The organism is Variovorax sp. YR750 (genome assembly GCF_900109805.1).
GTDB lineage: Bacteria > Pseudomonadota > Gammaproteobacteria > Burkholderiales > Burkholderiaceae_C > Variovorax > Variovorax gossypii.
Genome location: NZ_FOBJ01000013.1, coordinates 208,074 through 224,113 on the forward strand (window position 1 = coordinate 208,074; position 16,040 = coordinate 224,113).

Consider the following 16,040-nt stretch of genomic DNA (forward strand, 5'->3'; position numbering starts at 1 on the left):
GAACGTCCGCTTATTCGCCGAGGTACGCGGCCCGCACGCGCGGATCGCTCAGCAAGGCCTTGGCCTCGCCGCTCATGGTGATGAGCCCCGACTCCATCACGTAGCCGCGGTCGGCCAGCTGCAGCGCGCGGTTGGCGTTCTGCTCTACCAGCAGGATGGTCACGCCCTGCGAGGCAACGGTCTGCACCACCTCGAAGATCTTGTCGCACATGATCGGCGACAGGCCCATGGTGGGCTCATCCAGCAGCAGCACCTTGGGGCGCGCCATCAGCGCACGGCCCATGGCCAGCATCTGCTGCTCGCCGCCCGACATCGTGCCGGCCAGCTGGTCCTTGCGTTCACGCAGGCGCGGGAAGGTGACGAACACGCGCTCCATGTCGCTCGCGATCGCGGCCTTGTCCTTGCGGATGTAGGCGCCGATCTGCAGGTTCTCGGTGATGGTCATGCGCGTGAACACGCCACGGCCTTCCGGCACCATCACGAGGCCCTCTTCCACCAGGTCCCACGCGCCGCGGCCCTTGATGCTGCGGCCCAGGAACTCGATGTGGCCGGCCCCGGCCGGCAGCGTGCCGGTGATGGCTTTCATGGTGGTGGTCTTGCCGGCGCCGTTGGAGCCGATCAGCGAGACCAGCTCGCCTTCGCGCACCTCGAAGTCCACGCCCTTGACGGCCTGGATGCCGCCGTAGCCCACCTTCAGGCCGTTGACCTTCAGCAGCACCTTGCCCGCCGTCTTCGTCGCGGTGTCTTGTTCGCTCATCATCGTTGCTGCGCTCATCTCAATGTCCTCCGGTGCCGAGGTAGGCCTCGATCACCTTCTCGTTCTTCTGCACGTCCACCGGCGTTCCCTCGGCGATCTGCTTGCCGTAGTCCAGCACGGTGACGCGGTCGCACAGGCCCATGATGAGCTTGACGTCGTGCTCGATGATCAGGATGGTGCGGTTGTCGCGGCGGATGCGGTCGATCAGCTCGCGCAGCGCCACCTTCTCGGTGGAATTCATGCCGGCGGCGGGCTCGTCCAGCGCGATGAGCTGCGGGTCGGTGGCCAGCGCGCGCGCGATCTCGAGGCGGCGCTGGTCGCCGTACGACAGCGTGCGCGCCTTGTAGTCGGCGAACTTGCCGATGCCCACGTAGTCGAGCAGTTCGTGCGCGCGGTCGGCGATGGCCTTTTCCTCGGCCTTGAAGCCGCCGGTGCGGAACATCGCGCCGAGCACGCCCGAATGGGTGCGGATGTGGCGCCCGACCATCACGTTCTCGAGCGCCGTCATTTCGGCGAAGAGGCGGATGTTCTGGAAGGTGCGCGCGATGCCGGCCTTGGCCACTTCATGCACGGCCGTCGGCTGGTAGGGCTTGCCCGCGAGCTCGAAGGTGCCGCTGTCGGGCGTGTACAGGCCGGTGATCACGTTGAAGAACGTGGTCTTGCCGGCGCCGTTGGGGCCGATCAGGCCGTAGACCTGGCCGCGCTTGATGGTGATGCCCACGTCGGACAGGGCCTGCAGCCCGCCGAAGCGCTTGGAGATGCCTCGGACGTCGAGGATGGTGTCTGCCGTCATGTTGATTTCTCCTTCGGCGTTCAGGGATTGATCGACATGGGACGGTTGGCGCCGCCAGGCAGCTCGTCGGCGGGCGAATCGACGCCCGGTGCGTGAGTCTGCAGCGAGCCGGGGGCCACTGCGGCATGGGTCGGGTCGACGGGCACGCCGCCCTTTTTGGTCAGCGACTTGCCGTGCTCCGGCGAGGGCCACAGGCCGCGCGGGCGCACCAGCATGATGATGATCATGGCCAGCGCGATGAACAGCTGGCGCAGGATGGACGCGTCGAGGCGGCCGTCGGTCAGCGACTGCAGCGGACCGGCCACGTAGCGCAGCACTTCAGGCAGCGCCGCCAGCAGGATGGCGCCCAGGATCACGCCGGGCAGGTGGCCGATGCCGCCGAGCACGACCATGGCCACGATCATCACCGACTCCATCAGGCTGAAGGACTCGGGCGACACGAAGCCCTGGAAGGCCGCGAACATCGCGCCGGAGACACCGCCGAAGCTCGCGCCCATGCCGAAGGCCAGCAGCTTCATGTTGCGGGTGTTGATACCCATGGCCTTGGCGGCGATCTCGTCTTCGCGAATGGCCATCCAGGCGCGGCCGATGCGCGAGAGCTGCAGGCGGTGCGAGATGAGGATGGTGGCCAGCACCAGTGCCAGGAACAGGTAGTAGTAGAGCGTGACCGACGAGATGGTGAAGCCGTCGAACTTCAGCGCCTTGCCCAGGTCGAGCCCCCAGAACTTGATCGAGTCGATCGAGGTGATGCCCTTCGGACCGTTGGTGATGTTCACCGGCTGGTCGAGGTTGTTCAGGAACACGCGGATGATTTCGCCGAAGCCGAGCGTGACGATGGCGAGGTAGTCGCCGCGCAGCTTGAGCGTGGGCGCGCCCAGCAGCACGCCGAGCACCGCGGCCAGCACGAAGGCCAGCGGTATCACGATCAGCAGCGAGGTGTGCATGCCGTTCGGAAACGTGATCTTGAACCACTCGAAGGTCTCGGACAGGTGCGTGGAGCCCATCAGCGCGAAGAGGTAGGCCCCCACCGCGAAGAAGGCGACGTAGCCCAGGTCGAGCAGGCCGGCGTAGCCGACCACGATGTTCAGGCCCAGGGCCAGCAGCACATAGAGCAGTGCGATGTCGGCGATGCGCACCCAGGCGTTGCCCTGCATCTGCAGCAGCAGCGGCAGCGCGAGCACGGCGATGGCGCCGATGACGTAGAGGGCGAGGTTCTTGCTGTTCTTCATGATGGCGAGCTCCTCAGGCGCGGTCGGCCACGCGTTCGCCCAGCAGGCCCGACGGGCGCAGCGTGAGCATGGCGATCAGCACGATGAACGCGAAGATGTCGCTGTAGTTGCTGCCGAGCACGCCGCCGGTCAGCGTTCCGATGTAGCCCGAGCCGATGGCCTCGATGAGGCCCAGCAGGATGCCGCCGACCACTGCGCCGGCCAGGTTGCCGATGCCGCCGAACACGGCCGCGGTGAAGGCCTTGAGGCCGGGCAGGAAGCCCATGGCGTGCTGCGCGATGCCGTAGTTGGAGGCGTACATCACGCCGGCGATGGCGGCGAGCACGGCGCCGATGATGAAGGTGGCCGAGATGACCATGTCGGGGCGGATGCCCATGAGCGCTGCAACGCGGGGGTTCTCGGCGGTGGCGCGCATCGCGCGGCCGAGCTTGGTGTAGTTGACCAGCCACATGAGCACCACGAGCGAGAACGCCGTGACGCTGAGGATCATGACCTGGGTGGGAGAGATGACCGCGCCGCCGAGGTGAATGGGGTCGGAGGGAAGGAGGGTCGGGTATGCCTTGTTGGTCGGCTTCCAGATGATCATTGCCAGCGTCTGCAGCAGGATCGACATGCCGATGGCGGTGATGAGCGGCGCGAGCTTGGGGCTGTTGCGCAGCGGCCGGTAGGCCACTTTCTCGATCACGAAGTTCAGGGTTGCCGCGACGACGCAGGCGATGATCAGCGCGATGAAGAGGATGAGCCAGCCCGGCGTGTTGGGCATGCCGTCCTTCATGAGGCCGATGATGGTCCAGCTCGTGAGAGCCCCCACCATCAGCACTTCACCGTGCGCAAAGTTGATCAGATTGATGATGCCGTACACCATTGTGTAGCCCAGGGCTATCAAGGCGTACATGCTGCCGAGAACCAGACCGTTGATGATCTGCTGCAGCAAAATGTCCATAACGCGATTTCCTATGTGTTGCACCGTTGGGGTGCCATTCACCCACCGGGTCACCGGTTTGGCGCCCCTGGCTTGACAAGCAAAAAACCAGCCAGCATGTGTCGCCGGCGGATTTGTGGGCGGGATTGTAGTCACGCACCAGCGCTGATTTGGTGCGCGCGGACCGGGGTTTACCCGCTCACGTCATGCTGTATGCGCGTGGGGTCATGCACGCTTCGCGCGCATGCTGCAACAGGGTATAGACGGCTGTATCAGCCCTTGGCTTCGTCGTTGCGCCGGCGCAGGTCGCGCAGCTTTTCCGCGATGCGGATTTCGAGTCCACGCTCTACCGGTTCGTAGAAAACCTGGCCCTCCAGGCCATCGGGAAGGTATCGCTCGCCGGCGGCGAAACCGCCCTCCTCATCGTGCGCGTAGCGGTAGCCCTTGCCGTAGTCGAGCTCCTTCATGAGCTTGGTCGGCGCATTGCGCAGGTGCATGGGCACCGGGCGCGTGCTGTCGGTCTTCACGAGTGCGCGCACCGCGTTGTAGGCCTTGTAGACGGCGTTCGACTTGGGCGCGATCGCGAGATACACCACGCATTCGGCCAGCGCCAGTTCGCCCTCGGGGGTACCCAGTCGCTCGTAGACCTCGGCGGCATCGAGCGCGAGGCGCAACGCGCGCGGGTCGGCCAGGCCGATGTCCTCGCTGGCCATGCGCACCAGCCGGCGCGCCATGTAGCGCGGGTCGGCGCCGCCGTCGAGCATGCGCACGAACCAGTAGAGAGCGGCGTCAGGGTCGCTGCCGCGCACGGACTTGTGCAGCGCGCTGATGGTGTCGTAGAACTGCTCGCCGCCCTTGTCGTAGCGCCGCATGCGCTCGCCGAGCACGCGCAGCAGCCACTCGTCGGTGATGTGGTCGAGCTTCTCGGCGCGGGCCGCGACCGCGAGCGTTTCGAGGGTGTTGAGCAGCCGGCGGGCATCGCCGTCGGCATAGGCCACGAGGCGATCGACCGCGACGTCGTCGATGGCGGGCACGGCCTGTATGGCCTGCGCACGCGCCACGATCTGCTTGAGGTTGCCTTCGTCGAGCGACTGCAGCACGTAGACGGCAGCCCGCGACAGCAACGCCGAGTTGACTTCGAACGAAGGGTTCTCGGTGGTCGCGCCGATGAAGGTGAAGAGACCCGACTCCACGTGCGGCAGGAAGGCGTCCTGCTGGCTCTTGTTGAAGCGGTGCACTTCGTCGACGAAAACGATCGTGCGCTGCTGCGTCAGCCCGTCGCGCGCGGCGGTGGCGCGCTCCACCGCTTCGCGGATGTCCTTCACGCCACCGAGCACGGCGCTGATGCTCAGGAACTGCGCATCGAAGGCATCGGCCATCAGGCGCGCGATGGTTGTCTTGCCGGTGCCCGGCGGCCCCCAGAGGATGCAGGAATGCGGCTGGCCCGACTCGAAGGCGATGCGCAGCGGCATGCCCGGGCCGAGCAGGTGCTGCTGGCCGATCACCTCGCCCAGCGTCTTGGGACGCAGGCGTTCGGCAAGGGGTTGATGCGCGGTGGAGGCCAATCCCGTGGGCTTTTTACTTTTACTGCTTGACGACGTCGGCGCCGGCCGGCGGCTTGAAGTCGAACACGCTGGCGGGCAGCGAGGGATTCACCTCGACCTTGCTGAACTTGAGCACCGAGCGCTGGCCGAAGCTGTCGAGGATCTCGAGCGCCGCCAGTGCATCGCCCTGGAAGCCGACTTGCACGCTTTGCAGCTGTCCGTCCTTGTTCTTCGGCGTGGCCTTGACCCACTGAAGGCCGTCGCGCTCGGGCGCGGCTTCGAGCATGAAATCGGCCTGCAGGGCCTTCAGGTCGGGTGCCGCGGCGATCAGTGCCGCGGGCGTGGAACCCAGTGCCTGTGCCTGCGCGCGCTGCGTGACCTGGTTCAGGTCGGCGTCGTAGAGCCAGAGCGTCTTTCCGTCGGCCACGATGCTCTGCGCAAAGGGCTTCTGGTAGTCGAACTTGAACTTGCCGGGACGCTGGAATTCGAAGGTGCCGGCCGAGGTCTTGGTACGGCCCGGCTGCCCTTCACGCGCGGGGGCGGTGACGGTCTGGGTGAAGTCGGCGCGGCCGGACTTCACCGTCCTCACGAAGGTTTCGAGGCTCTCGAGCCCGCCCGCCCAGGCGTTGGCGGAACTCAGGAGGCCGATCAGTAGCCAGTGACGCAATTTCAATTTGGATTCCTCTGAATGGCTGTGCATCAGGCTTTCGACCCTACCCGCCGCGAATTGCGGCAGGTGTAGGCCTTGATGAAGATTTGCAATGCCGCAAGGCGCTTTTGCAAATTGCCTTTCAGCACGTAACCCGGGTGGTTGCCGCTCGCCGCTCCTCGCAGCCGGTCATTCGGCAGCTCGTGCCGGCACCAGGATCTCGCGCTGGCCGCTACCGCTCATGGCGCTGACCAGGCCGGCCTTCTCCATGTCCTCGACGAGGCGGGCCGCGCGGTTGTAGCCGATCTTCAGGTGGCGCTGCACCAGCGAGATGCTGGCCTTGCGGTTCTTGAGCACCACTTCGACCGCCTGGTCGTACATGGGATCCTTCTCGCCGTCGCCACCGCCGCCGAGCAGGTCGCCGTCACCGTCGCCATCGACCGTGCCGCCTTCGAGCACGCCTTCGATGTAGTCGGGCTCGCCCTGGCTCTTGAGGTAGGCCACCACGCGGTGCACCTCGTCGTCGCTGACGAAGGCGCCGTGCACGCGGATCGGCAGGCCCGTGCCGCTGGGCATGTAGAGCATGTCGCCCATGCCGAGCAGCGCCTCGGCGCCCATCTGGTCGAGGATGGTGCGGCTGTCGATCTTGCTCGACACCTGGAAGGCGATGCGGGTCGGAATGTTGGCCTTGATGAGGCCGGTGATCACGTCCACGCTGGGGCGCTGGGTGGCAAGAATGAGGTGGATGCCGGCGGCGCGCGCCTTCTGCGCGAGGCGGGCGATGAGTTCTTCGATCTTCTTGCCGACCACCATCATCAGGTCGGCCAGCTCGTCGATCACCACGACGATGTGCGGCTCGCGCTTGAGCGGCTCCGGATCATCGGGCGTGAGGCTGAAGGGGTTGTAGATGAACTCCTCGCGCGCCTTCGCTTCGTCGATCTTGGTGTTGTAGCCGGCCAGGTTGCGCACGCCGAGCTTGCTCATGAGCTTGTAGCGGCGCTCCATCTCGGCCACGCACCAGTTCAGGCCGTGCGCGGCCTGGCGCATGTCGGTGACCACGGGCGCCAGCAGGTGCGGGATGCCCTCGTAGACCGACATCTCAAGCATCTTCGGGTCGATCATGAGCAGGCGCACGTCGCGCGCCTCGGCCTTGTACAGCAGCGACAGGATCATCGCGTTGATACCCACCGACTTGCCCGAGCCGGTGGTACCGGCCACCAGCACGTGCGGCATCTTCGCGAGGTCGGCCACCACGGGGTTGCCGATGATGTCCTTGCCGAGGCCCATGGTGAGCATCGACTTGCCTTCGTTGTAGACCTGCGAGCCCAGGATCTCGCTGAGCTTGATCGACTGGCGCTTGGCGTTCGGCAGCTCGAGCGCCATGTAGTTCTTGCCCGGGATGGTCTCGACCACGCGGATCGACACCAGCGAGAGCGAGCGCGCCAGGTCTTTCGCGAGGTTGACGATCTGCGAGCCCTTGACGCCGGTGGCAGGCTCGATCTCGTAGCGCGTGATGACGGGACCCGGCGAGGCGAGCACCACGCGCACCTCGACGCCGAAGTCCTTGAGCTTCTTCTCGATCATGCGCGAGGTCATCTCGAGCGTGTCGGCCGACACCGTCTCCTGGCGCGCCTGCGCGGGGTCGAGCAGGTCGACCTGCGGCAGCTTGCTGTCGGGCAGTTCCTTGAAGAGCGGCTTCTGGCGCTCCTTGACGACGCGATCACTGCGAGGCACCTCGGTCATCGCCGGCTCGATCTGGACCGGTGGCGAAGGGGCGCGGCGCTTGGGGGGCGGGTCGATGCGGATTTCGTCGTCGTCGCCGGCAAAGGCGCCGTGTGACGGGGCCATCGAGGGCTCGGACCGGCCGGAATCGACATCGCCACGCGTGAAAGCGGGTTCGTCGGCTTCGGCGCGCTCGCGGGCTGCCTGCTTGCCCATCGCGATGTCGGCTGCCAGCTCACGCTTCTCGCGGCGCGACTCGAACAGGGAGTAGAACCGGGCGCCGATGCGCTCGGCGATCAGGCTCCAGGAGAAACGGAACACCAGCGCGGAGCCGATCACTCCGCCGGCGATGGCCACCAGCGCCGAACCGGTGAAGCCCATCCAGCGCACGCTGGCGGGCCCCACGAGATAACCCAGCGCACCGCCGCCGGAGCCCGGCAGATGGGCTTCGAGCCGGTACAGGCGCGACCATTCGAGCATGGTGCTCGCGCACAGCAGCAGGATCAGGCCGAGCCAGAAGGCAAGGCGGCTGCGGTTGAAGCGCCCGCGCGGCGTTGCCTGCTCAGCCGCAGAGGGCTCGCCGCCGCGCAGCCAGTTGGCCAGCGACGACAGCCAGGCGCGCAGCCCCGCGAAGAGGCACCACCAGACGGAATAGCCGGCGGCGTAGTAGCTGCCATCGGCCAGCCAGGCGCCGATGCGCCCGCCCCAGTTCTTGATTTCGCCCCCGGTGCCCGAGGTGGACCAAGCGGCATCCGAAGGCGTGAAGCTCAGCATCGACAGCAGCCAGAACAGCAGCGCTGCGAATCCCGCGATCAGCGTGATCTCGTGGGCGAAGCGCATCGCGCGCACGCGAACGGGTTGCCCTTCGGCGGCAGAGGAGGATTGAAGCGTATTCAGCGAATAGGTCATGAAAAACACGGCACCCGGCCCCGAAAAGCAGGGGCCGGACGCACGAACACTACAACAAAAGGCCGGGGCCGCCTGCAACGGCGGCCCCGGCCCTGGAGGCTCATGCCAGAGACAGGAGCCGTTCCTTGACGATCATCGAGCCGTCGTCGAGCGTCTGGACGAAGCCGCGCTCTTCCAGGTCCTTCATCACGCGGCTCACCATTTCGCGCGAGGCACCGACCATCTTGGCCAGGTCCTGGCGGGAGATCTTGTCGCGCACCTTGAGATTGCCGGCACCGTCTTCCACGGCGAATTCGAGCAGCGAGCGGGCCACGCGCCCGTAGACATCCATCAGCGCCAGCGACTCGATCTTGCGGTCGGCATGGCGCAGGCGCTGCACCAGGCCGCGCATGATGTTGTAGGCCATGGAGGAGTTCTCGGGCAGGCAGCGCGCGAAGGCGTCGCGGCCCAGCATGAGCACGTCGCACTGGATCTCGGTGCGTACGGTCGCCGAATGCGGTTCATCGTCGATCAGGCTCATCTCGCCCAGGTAGTCGCCCGGATGCAGCGTGGCGAGGATGACCTCGCGGCCCCGGCTGTCGGCGCTCGTGACGCGTGCCCGGCCGGTCAGGATGATGTAGAGCGCATCGGACTTCTTGCCCTGCTCCACGACGACTTCCGCGCGCTTGAAGCGCTTCTTGATGATCGCGTCCGCGATGCTAGCGGACTGCGTGGCCGTCAACGACGCGAACAATGGAACGCGCCGAAGCAATTCGAGGTTGGACAGCATCGACATTTATTCAATCCCTGAGACAGCGGGCGGAGCAATCCAGAAAGCAGCAAGCCGATGGATTACTACAATCGCGCGCATTGAAAACACCGTTCACCCGGTGTTGAACCGGGCAGTGATACTCCATATATATCGCTACCACCCTGAAAATGTACACGCTGAAGCAGCGTCCATCCTAGGTTTTCTACTCATGTCCGCACCCCAACACGCCAAGGTTTTGATTCTGGGCTCCGGCCCCGCCGGCTATACCGCAGCCGTCTATGCGGCACGCGCAAACCTGCAACCACTGCTCATCACCGGCATTGCCCAGGGCGGACAGCTGATGACCACGACCGAGGTCGACAACTGGCCGGCCGACGTTCACGGCGTGCAGGGCCCCGACCTGATGCAGCGCTTTCTTGAACACGCCGAGCGCTTCAAGACGCAGATCGTGTTCGACCACATCAACAAGGTCGACCTGAGCAAGCGCCCCTTCACACTCACCGGCGACAGCGGCACCTACACCTGCGACGCACTGATCATCGCCACCGGCGCTTCGGCCAAGTACCTGGGCCTGGATTCCGAACAGAAGTTCATGGGCCGCGGCGTCTCCGCCTGCGCGACCTGCGACGGCTTCTTCTATCGCGAGCAGGAGGTCTGCGTGATCGGTGGCGGCAACACGGCCGTCGAGGAGGCGCTCTACCTCTCCAACATCGCGAACAAGGTCACGCTGGTGCATCGCCGCGACAAGTTCCGCGCGGAGCCCATCCTGATCGACAAGGTCAAGGAGAAGGTCGCCGAAGGCAAGATCGTGCTGAAGCTGCACAACGAGCTCGACCAGGTGCTGGGCGACGACTCGGGCGTGACGGGCATCCGCATCAAGAACACGCAGACCGGCGCCACGGAGCAGATCGACCTCAAGGGCTGCTTCATCGCGATCGGACACCACCCGAACACCGACATCTTCCAGGGCCAGCTGGAGATGAAGGACAACTACATCCTGACCCGCTCCGGCCTGCAGGGCTTCGCCACGATGACCAGCATTCCGGGCGTCTTCGCCGCCGGCGACGTGCAGGACAACATCTACCGCCAGGCCATCACCAGCGCCGGCACGGGCTGCATGGCGGCGCTCGACGCACAGCGCTTCCTGGAGCAGGACGGCACGCTGTAACCAACGGAGAGCCCAAAAGGGCTATAATCCGAGGCTTTGCCGAAACAGGGCTCTCCCACGAGTCGCGGCAAAGCCGGGGTACCGCCACCCGTTTTCTGGCGAGGTCAAGCTGCAAAACACCTGCAATCACCCTGATTGCACCGGTGCCAGCTGTTCAAGAAAGAGTGTCCTCATGGCACGCGTATGCGACGTAACGGGCAAAGGCCCGATGGTCGGAAACAACGTTTCCCACGCCAACAACAAAACCAAGCGCCGGTTCCTGCCGAACCTGCAATATCGCCGTTTCTGGGTCGAGACTGAAAACCGCTGGGTTCGCCTGCGTGTTTCGAGCGCCGCACTGCGCCTGATCGACAAGAACGGTATCGACTCCGTGCTCGCAGACCTGCGCGCACGCGGCCAAGCCTAAGGAGCTGAATCATGGCAACGAGCAAAGGCGGACGCGAAAAGATCAAGCTGGAATCCACCGCGGGTACCGGCCACTTCTACACGACCAGCAAGAACAAGAAGACGATGCCTGAAAAGATGTCGATCATGAAGTTCGACCCCAAGGCGCGCAAGCACGTCGAATACAAGGAAATCAAGCTGAAGTAATTCGGCTCCGGTTTTCCCAAATAAAAAACCCGCTGTTGATCCAGCGGGTTTTTTATTGCCCGTTTATTTATTCGATCGATCAAATCGGCCGGATTTACGACGGGCACAAAAAAGCCGGCCCGCAGGCCGGCTTTTTAGATCGAGAGACTGAAACGCCTCAGGCGCGGGCAGCGCGCAGGCGGGTCGAGAAGTCGCGCAGACCGGCAATGCCGCTGGCTTCCGCCCGATGGCACCAAGCCGCCAGATCGGCCGCCAGCTGCTCGCGCGACTGCGAGGTGTTGAGCCACAGCTGACGCAGCTCTTCGCGCATCGTGACCATCTTGTCGAGCACCGGATGGGCAGCACGGGCCTGCACGACATGCGAGCGGGCCGAGGCAGGCACCTTGTCGTCGTCGCGATGCAGCCAGCGCTTGGCGGCCTTGAGCACCGACAGGTCGGCACCCTTGTTCTTCAGGGCAGCCAGTTCCAGGCTGGTGGCACGGCGCATTTCGCGCGCATAGCCGGCCATGACTTCGTAGCGGTTCGCGATGACGGCTTCGAGCGTCTTCTCGTTGGCCACGGGCTGGATGTCGCCCATCAGCATCTTCGGCGGCACCTTCTTGACCTTGGCCCAGCCCAGCTTCTGCAGCGCCTGGATATAGATCCAGCCGATGTCGAACTCGTACTTCTTGACCGAGAACTTGGCCGAGGTGGGGTACGTGTGGTGATTGTTGTGCAGTTCCTCGCCGCCGATGATCAGGCCCCAGGGCATGATGTTGCGGCTGGCGTCGGGCGCCTCGAAGTTGCGATAGCCCCAGTAGTGGCCGATGCCGTTGATGACGCCGGCGGCGGTGATCGGAATCCAGAGCATCTGCACGGCCCACACGGCCAGGCCGAGTGCGCCGAACAGCGCCAGGTTCAGGACCAGCATCAGGCCGACGCCCTGCCAGCTGTAGCGCGAATACAGGTTGCGCTCGATCCAGTCATCGGGCGTGCCGTGACCGTAGCGCTCCATCGTTTCCTTGTTCTTCGACTCGGCGCGATACAGCTCGGCGCCGCGCCAGAGCACCTCTTCGATACCCTTGACCTGCGGGCTATGCGGGTCGTCCTGGGTTTCGCACTTGGCGTGGTGCTTGCGGTGGATGGCGACCCACTCCTTCGTCACCATGCCGGTGCCGATCCAGAGCCAGAAGCGGAAGAAATGCGAAGGGATCGGGCCCAGATCCATGGCCCGGTGCGTCTGCGTGCGGTGCAGGAAGATCGTGACCGCGGCAATCGTGATGTGCGTGGTGGCGAGCGTGTACAGCACGACCTGCCACCAGGTGAGATCCCACAGGCCGTGTCCGAGCCATTCGATGGCCGCATTCAGAACGGCGGAGTCAGGAAGCAACATTGAATCAGGTACTCCATCATGGCCACACGAAGATGCAGCCTTCAGATAACCTGCGATTTTAAGGTGGCAGGGCTTAAAACAAGCCCTTTAAACCTTCAAGAAAGGCGCAGATTAACCCTAGTTTGGAGTCCGGCACCTATTTGCGGTTCCACACCGCGGCAAAGAAACCGTCGGTCGCATGACGGTGCGGCCACAGCCGCAGGTAGCGCCTGGCGCCCTCCCCGCCCGAGCAAAGCGCCTCGAAACCGTCGACCTTGAGCCCTTGCAACAGCTCCGCCGCGTCCACGGGCACGAAATCGGGATTGGCGGCGCCGAAAGCCTCCGCGATCGCCTCGTTTTCCTCCGGCAGCACGCTGCACGTGGCGTAAACCAGACGCCCACCCGATTTAACAAGCCGTGCCGCGCTCTGCAGAATGGCCGACTGCTTGACCGTCAGCTCCTCCACCGCCTTGGGCGACTGGCGCCATTTCAGATCGGGATTCCGCCTCAGCGTACCCAGCCCCGAGCAGGGCGCGTCGACCAGCACACGGTCGATCTTGCCCGCCAGGCGCTTGATCCGGTCGTCGCGCTCGTGAGCGATGGCCGCCGGATGCACGTTCGACAGCTTGCTGCGTGCCAGCCGCGGCTTGAGCGCGTCCAGCCGGTGCGCAGAGGTGTCGAACGCGTAAAGCCGGCCGGTGTTGCGCATGGTCGCGCCGATGGCCAGCGTCTTGCCGCCGGCACCAGCGCAGAAATCGACCACCATCTCCCCGCGCTTGGCATCCAGCAGCAGAGCCAGCAGTTGCGAGCCTTCGTCCTGCACCTCGATGGCGCCGCGCGCGAAGGCGTCCAGCTTGGTCAGCGCCGGCTTGCCTTCGATGCGCAGGCCCCAGGGCGAGAACGGAGTCGCTTCCGATTTGATAGCAGCCAGAGCAAGCTCGGCCTTCACATCCGCGCGCTTGTCGGTCAGCGCATTGACGCGCAGGTCGAGCGGCGCGGGCTGCTGCAGCGTTTCGACCAGCGGCCAGAAACCGTCGCCGAGCTGCGCCTTCAGCGGCGCGACCAGCCACTCGGGCAGGTTGTGGCGGTGCCGCTCCAGCAGGTCGTCCGGCTTGACGGCGTCGCAGTTGTCGAGCCAGCGCTTCTCGGTGTCGTTGAGCGCGCTCTTCAGGAAATCCCGCGGGCCGTGAAAGCCCAGGATCGCCATTCGCCGCTCCTTCGAGCCGCTGCCCGAAGGCGAAAGGTGATCGAAGAGCAGCTTCTTGCGAAGCACGGTGTAGACGGTTTCGGCGAGCGTCGCGCGCTCGCGCGGGCCGAACTCGCGGTGCTCGCGGAAAAAGCGCGAGACGACCTGGTCGGCGGGGTGATCGAATTTCAGGACGAGGCCGACCAGATCGGCGGCGGCCTCCAACAAGGCTTTGGGATGCATCCCCCGATTGTCTCAGCCGCAGGCGGCCCGGCCCCGGAGCCTACGCGCCGCGCGTCCAGACCACCCCGAAAGCCTCGCGCTCGATGTCTTCCAGCTTCGGCGAATGCCCCGCCCACAGCACCAGCGCGGCGCCCGGCAGCGTGAGGGTCTGCTCCAGCTCGCGGCACAGGTGCCAGCGGTCTTCGTCGTCGAGCCCCGGCAGCTCGACGAACACGATGTAGGCCCGGCGCCACGGAAATTCGCGCAGATTCTTCCGCACCAGCCAGGCTCGCGAAGCCGGCAGGCAACGCACAAGGTCGGCCCGCAGTTCGCCGAGCTCGTAGTCGTTGAGGTCGTGTCGCGAGATCTGGCTGAAGAACGGCGTGCCGGTGATCTCCTCCCAGGCACGCGCCTCCGCCTCTTCCGCGTCCTTGAGACGGCCGCGCCACAGCTTCAGCGCCTCCTCGTCGTGCGGACCCGTGTCGGGGTCCTCCAGCGAGGCGACGGCGCTCCTGGCAGCCCACCACCGGCTGGCCGCACCCGAGCCATGCAGCCGCTCGAGCACTGCGAGGCGCGCTTCGCGGTCGCTCGCCGGCAGCATCTGGGCCAGTCCGCGCAGCGCGCCGGGATGCTCCGGCGCGATCCGCAGGGCGTTCTCGTAGCGCACGCGCACAGGGGCGGACGGGTCGAGCCGGCGCTCGGAATCGGCCCACTCGACCATTTCGTCCGGCGTGTTGCGCTCGCCGCGCGCAGCCAGCACCGCAATGCGCTCGCGGATGCGCGACCGATGCGCATGGTGCTGCTTCCAGTCGGCCGCGTGGGCCCGGCGCCACTGATTGTCGAAATACTCGATCCACTTCCTGCGGTCGACCAGCAGGTCGAGCGCCGGTCGCGTCGACCATTCGGGCATCGCCGCCTTCTGGTCGAGCGCCTCGAGCCGGTCCCTCAAGACCGGATGGGTGTCTTCCAGGTCGCTGACGCGGCGCATCGCCTCGCGCAGCGCCTGGCGCGCGAAGTCGTCGTCGGGTGGCGTGCGCACGCGCTTGCGAAGGGCTTCGAACGGACCCGGGGGTTGCGGCTCGTGCTCGGCGCGGGCCCAGTGCCAGGGCCAGAACTCGTTGGCGTACCAGTTGCCCTTGATGGCGATCTCGGTCAACGCGGCGGCGGCCACGGACGTGCCCAGCAGCCTGCCCGAGATGCGGTCGGCCTCGTATTCGTCCTGGCGGGCCAGCGCGAAGGTCTTGGCCGCGAAGCGCGGGAAGTACCAGCGGAAGAAGGCCTGCGAGAACAGCGCCATCACGCCTTCGTTGCGCTGCAGGCTGGCGTCGAGCTTGAGCCACGACAGCCGGGTGCGGTAGATCCAGGCGCTCAGCTTGCCGTGATTGCCCCGCAGATGACCATATTCGTGGGCCAGCACCGACAGCAGCCGCCGCCGGTCGAGCATCATCAGCAGCGGCAGCCCGATGCTCAGCGAGTTGACCGCGCCGCCGAACAGCCCGAAGCGCGGCACCTGCCGGATGCTGGCGTTGAATTCGTCGTCAAGGTAGACGCGGTGGACCGGCGGCCCCTTGATCCTGGCGCGGATGCGATCGAGCGCCTCGAAAAGCGCTGGCGCGTCTTCCCGGCGGAGCTCGACGCCCTCGGGGTCGTCGAAACGCACCCAGAGCGCGCGCAGCGTGGCCCACAGGAGCCCCAGGGCGAACAGCAGCAGCCAGCCGCGCGTGAAGTTGAAGCGCTCCTCGCCGATCGAGGAAAGCACCCAGGTGATGATGCCCACCGACAGCCCGAGGCAGCCCAGCACCCACAGGTAGCCGAGCGCAGCGAAGGCCGCGACGCTGCGTCGATAGCGCGCGCTGTCGTCCGCACTGGCATGCTCGCTCAGTCGAACCAGGTGAACAAAATCAGCGCGATCCATCCGACTCCCGTCAAATCAAGCTCCGACAGTTTCTGAAGAAAGGCAAGCCGCCGTTGAACGACGAAGACCTCCCTCCCCTGATCGAGACGCCCCCCGGGCGCTACCGCCACTACAAGGGCGGCGAATACGAAGTGCTCGGTACCGTGCGGCACAGCGAGACGCTGGAACCGATGACGCTGTACCGCGCCCTGTACGGTGCCCACGGCCTCTGGGTCCGGCCTGCCGCCATGTTCGGCGAAACCGTCGAGATCGACGGCGTGCCCAGAAGGAGATTCACACCGATCTAGCCAGCCGGGCTGCGCAGGCCCGTTCTGCCTGTGCGGGTTGCCGC

General features: G+C 65.7%; 15 protein-coding genes. 4 read left to right on the plus strand and 11 right to left on the minus strand.

Annotation, left to right across the window (positions count from 1 at the left end; genetic code table 11):
* Positions 1-10: 10 nt before the first annotated feature.
* From BMY35_RS25535 to BMY35_RS25570, 8 genes are all read right to left on the minus strand, one after another.
* A complete protein-coding gene (locus BMY35_RS25535) occupies positions 11-775 on the minus strand; it encodes an ABC transporter ATP-binding protein (RefSeq protein WP_256229546.1) in 765 nt (254 codons plus the stop codon).
* Between the two features lies 1 nt (position 776).
* The gene (locus BMY35_RS25540) at positions 777-1,550 is read right to left on the minus strand and encodes an ABC transporter ATP-binding protein (protein ID WP_093205417.1); all 774 of its coding nucleotides are present in this window, start codon (positions 1,548-1,550) and stop codon (positions 777-779) included.
* A 20-nt stretch (positions 1,551-1,570) separates the two neighbouring features.
* Positions 1,571-2,779 carry a branched-chain amino acid ABC transporter permease gene (locus BMY35_RS25545; RefSeq protein WP_093205420.1) on the minus strand — a complete coding sequence of 403 codons (1,209 nt, stop codon included), beginning with the start codon at positions 2,777-2,779 and terminating at the stop codon, positions 1,571-1,573.
* A 13-nt stretch (positions 2,780-2,792) separates the two neighbouring features.
* Entirely contained in the window at positions 2,793-3,722 is a 930-nt protein-coding gene (locus tag BMY35_RS25550) for a branched-chain amino acid ABC transporter permease (protein WP_019654264.1), read from the minus strand.
* Between the two features lie 251 nt (positions 3,723-3,973).
* Positions 3,974-5,266: a replication-associated recombination protein A gene (locus BMY35_RS25555; protein WP_093205423.1), complete on the minus strand. Its 1,293-nt coding sequence runs from the start codon at positions 5,264-5,266 to the stop codon at positions 3,974-3,976.
* A gap of 19 nt (positions 5,267-5,285) precedes the next feature.
* Positions 5,286-5,918: an outer membrane lipoprotein periplasmic chaperone LolA gene (lolA, locus tag BMY35_RS25560; RefSeq protein ID WP_093205426.1), complete on the minus strand. Its 633-nt coding sequence runs from the start codon at positions 5,916-5,918 to the stop codon at positions 5,286-5,288.
* A gap of 165 nt (positions 5,919-6,083) precedes the next feature.
* Entirely contained in the window at positions 6,084-8,525 is a 2,442-nt protein-coding gene (locus BMY35_RS25565; protein WP_093205427.1) for a DNA translocase FtsK, read from the minus strand.
* A 100-nt stretch (positions 8,526-8,625) separates the two neighbouring features.
* A complete protein-coding gene (locus BMY35_RS25570) occupies positions 8,626-9,300 on the minus strand; it encodes a Crp/Fnr family transcriptional regulator (RefSeq protein ID WP_007830295.1) in 675 nt (224 codons plus the stop codon).
* 184 nt (positions 9,301-9,484) lie between these two features.
* On the opposite strand from BMY35_RS25570, the gene trxB reads away from it, so the two are divergent.
* The 3 genes from trxB to rpmG all read left to right on the plus strand — a co-directional run bounded on the left by trxB (position 9,485) and on the right by rpmG (position 11,035).
* Entirely contained in the window at positions 9,485-10,444 is a 960-nt protein-coding gene (gene trxB, locus BMY35_RS25575) for a thioredoxin-disulfide reductase (RefSeq protein ID WP_093205428.1), read from the plus strand.
* A 172-nt stretch (positions 10,445-10,616) separates the two neighbouring features.
* Entirely contained in the window at positions 10,617-10,850 is a 234-nt protein-coding gene (rpmB, locus tag BMY35_RS25580) for a 50S ribosomal protein L28 (RefSeq protein WP_081265743.1), read from the plus strand.
* 11 nt (positions 10,851-10,861) lie between these two features.
* Complete coding sequence (rpmG, locus tag BMY35_RS25585) at positions 10,862-11,035, plus strand: 50S ribosomal protein L33 (RefSeq protein WP_007830291.1); 174 nt, start codon at positions 10,862-10,864, stop codon at positions 11,033-11,035.
* A 157-nt stretch (positions 11,036-11,192) separates the two neighbouring features.
* Here the strand turns inward: rpmG and BMY35_RS25590 are convergent, their stop codons facing one another.
* From BMY35_RS25590 to BMY35_RS25600, 3 genes are all read right to left on the minus strand, one after another.
* Complete coding sequence (locus BMY35_RS25590; RefSeq protein WP_093205430.1) at positions 11,193-12,407, minus strand: DesA family fatty acid desaturase; 1,215 nt, start codon at positions 12,405-12,407, stop codon at positions 11,193-11,195.
* A 136-nt stretch (positions 12,408-12,543) separates the two neighbouring features.
* A complete protein-coding gene (locus BMY35_RS25595) occupies positions 12,544-13,815 on the minus strand; it encodes an RsmB/NOP family class I SAM-dependent RNA methyltransferase (protein ID WP_093205432.1) in 1,272 nt (423 codons plus the stop codon).
* Between the two features lie 40 nt (positions 13,816-13,855).
* A complete protein-coding gene (locus BMY35_RS25600) occupies positions 13,856-15,709 on the minus strand; it encodes a M48 family metallopeptidase (protein WP_093205434.1) in 1,854 nt (617 codons plus the stop codon).
* A 53-nt stretch (positions 15,710-15,762) separates the two neighbouring features.
* On the opposite strand from BMY35_RS25600, the gene BMY35_RS25605 reads away from it, so the two are divergent.
* Entirely contained in the window at positions 15,763-15,996 is a 234-nt protein-coding gene (locus BMY35_RS25605) for a DUF1653 domain-containing protein (protein ID WP_093205436.1), read from the plus strand.
* Positions 15,997-16,040: the final 44 nt, after the last annotated feature.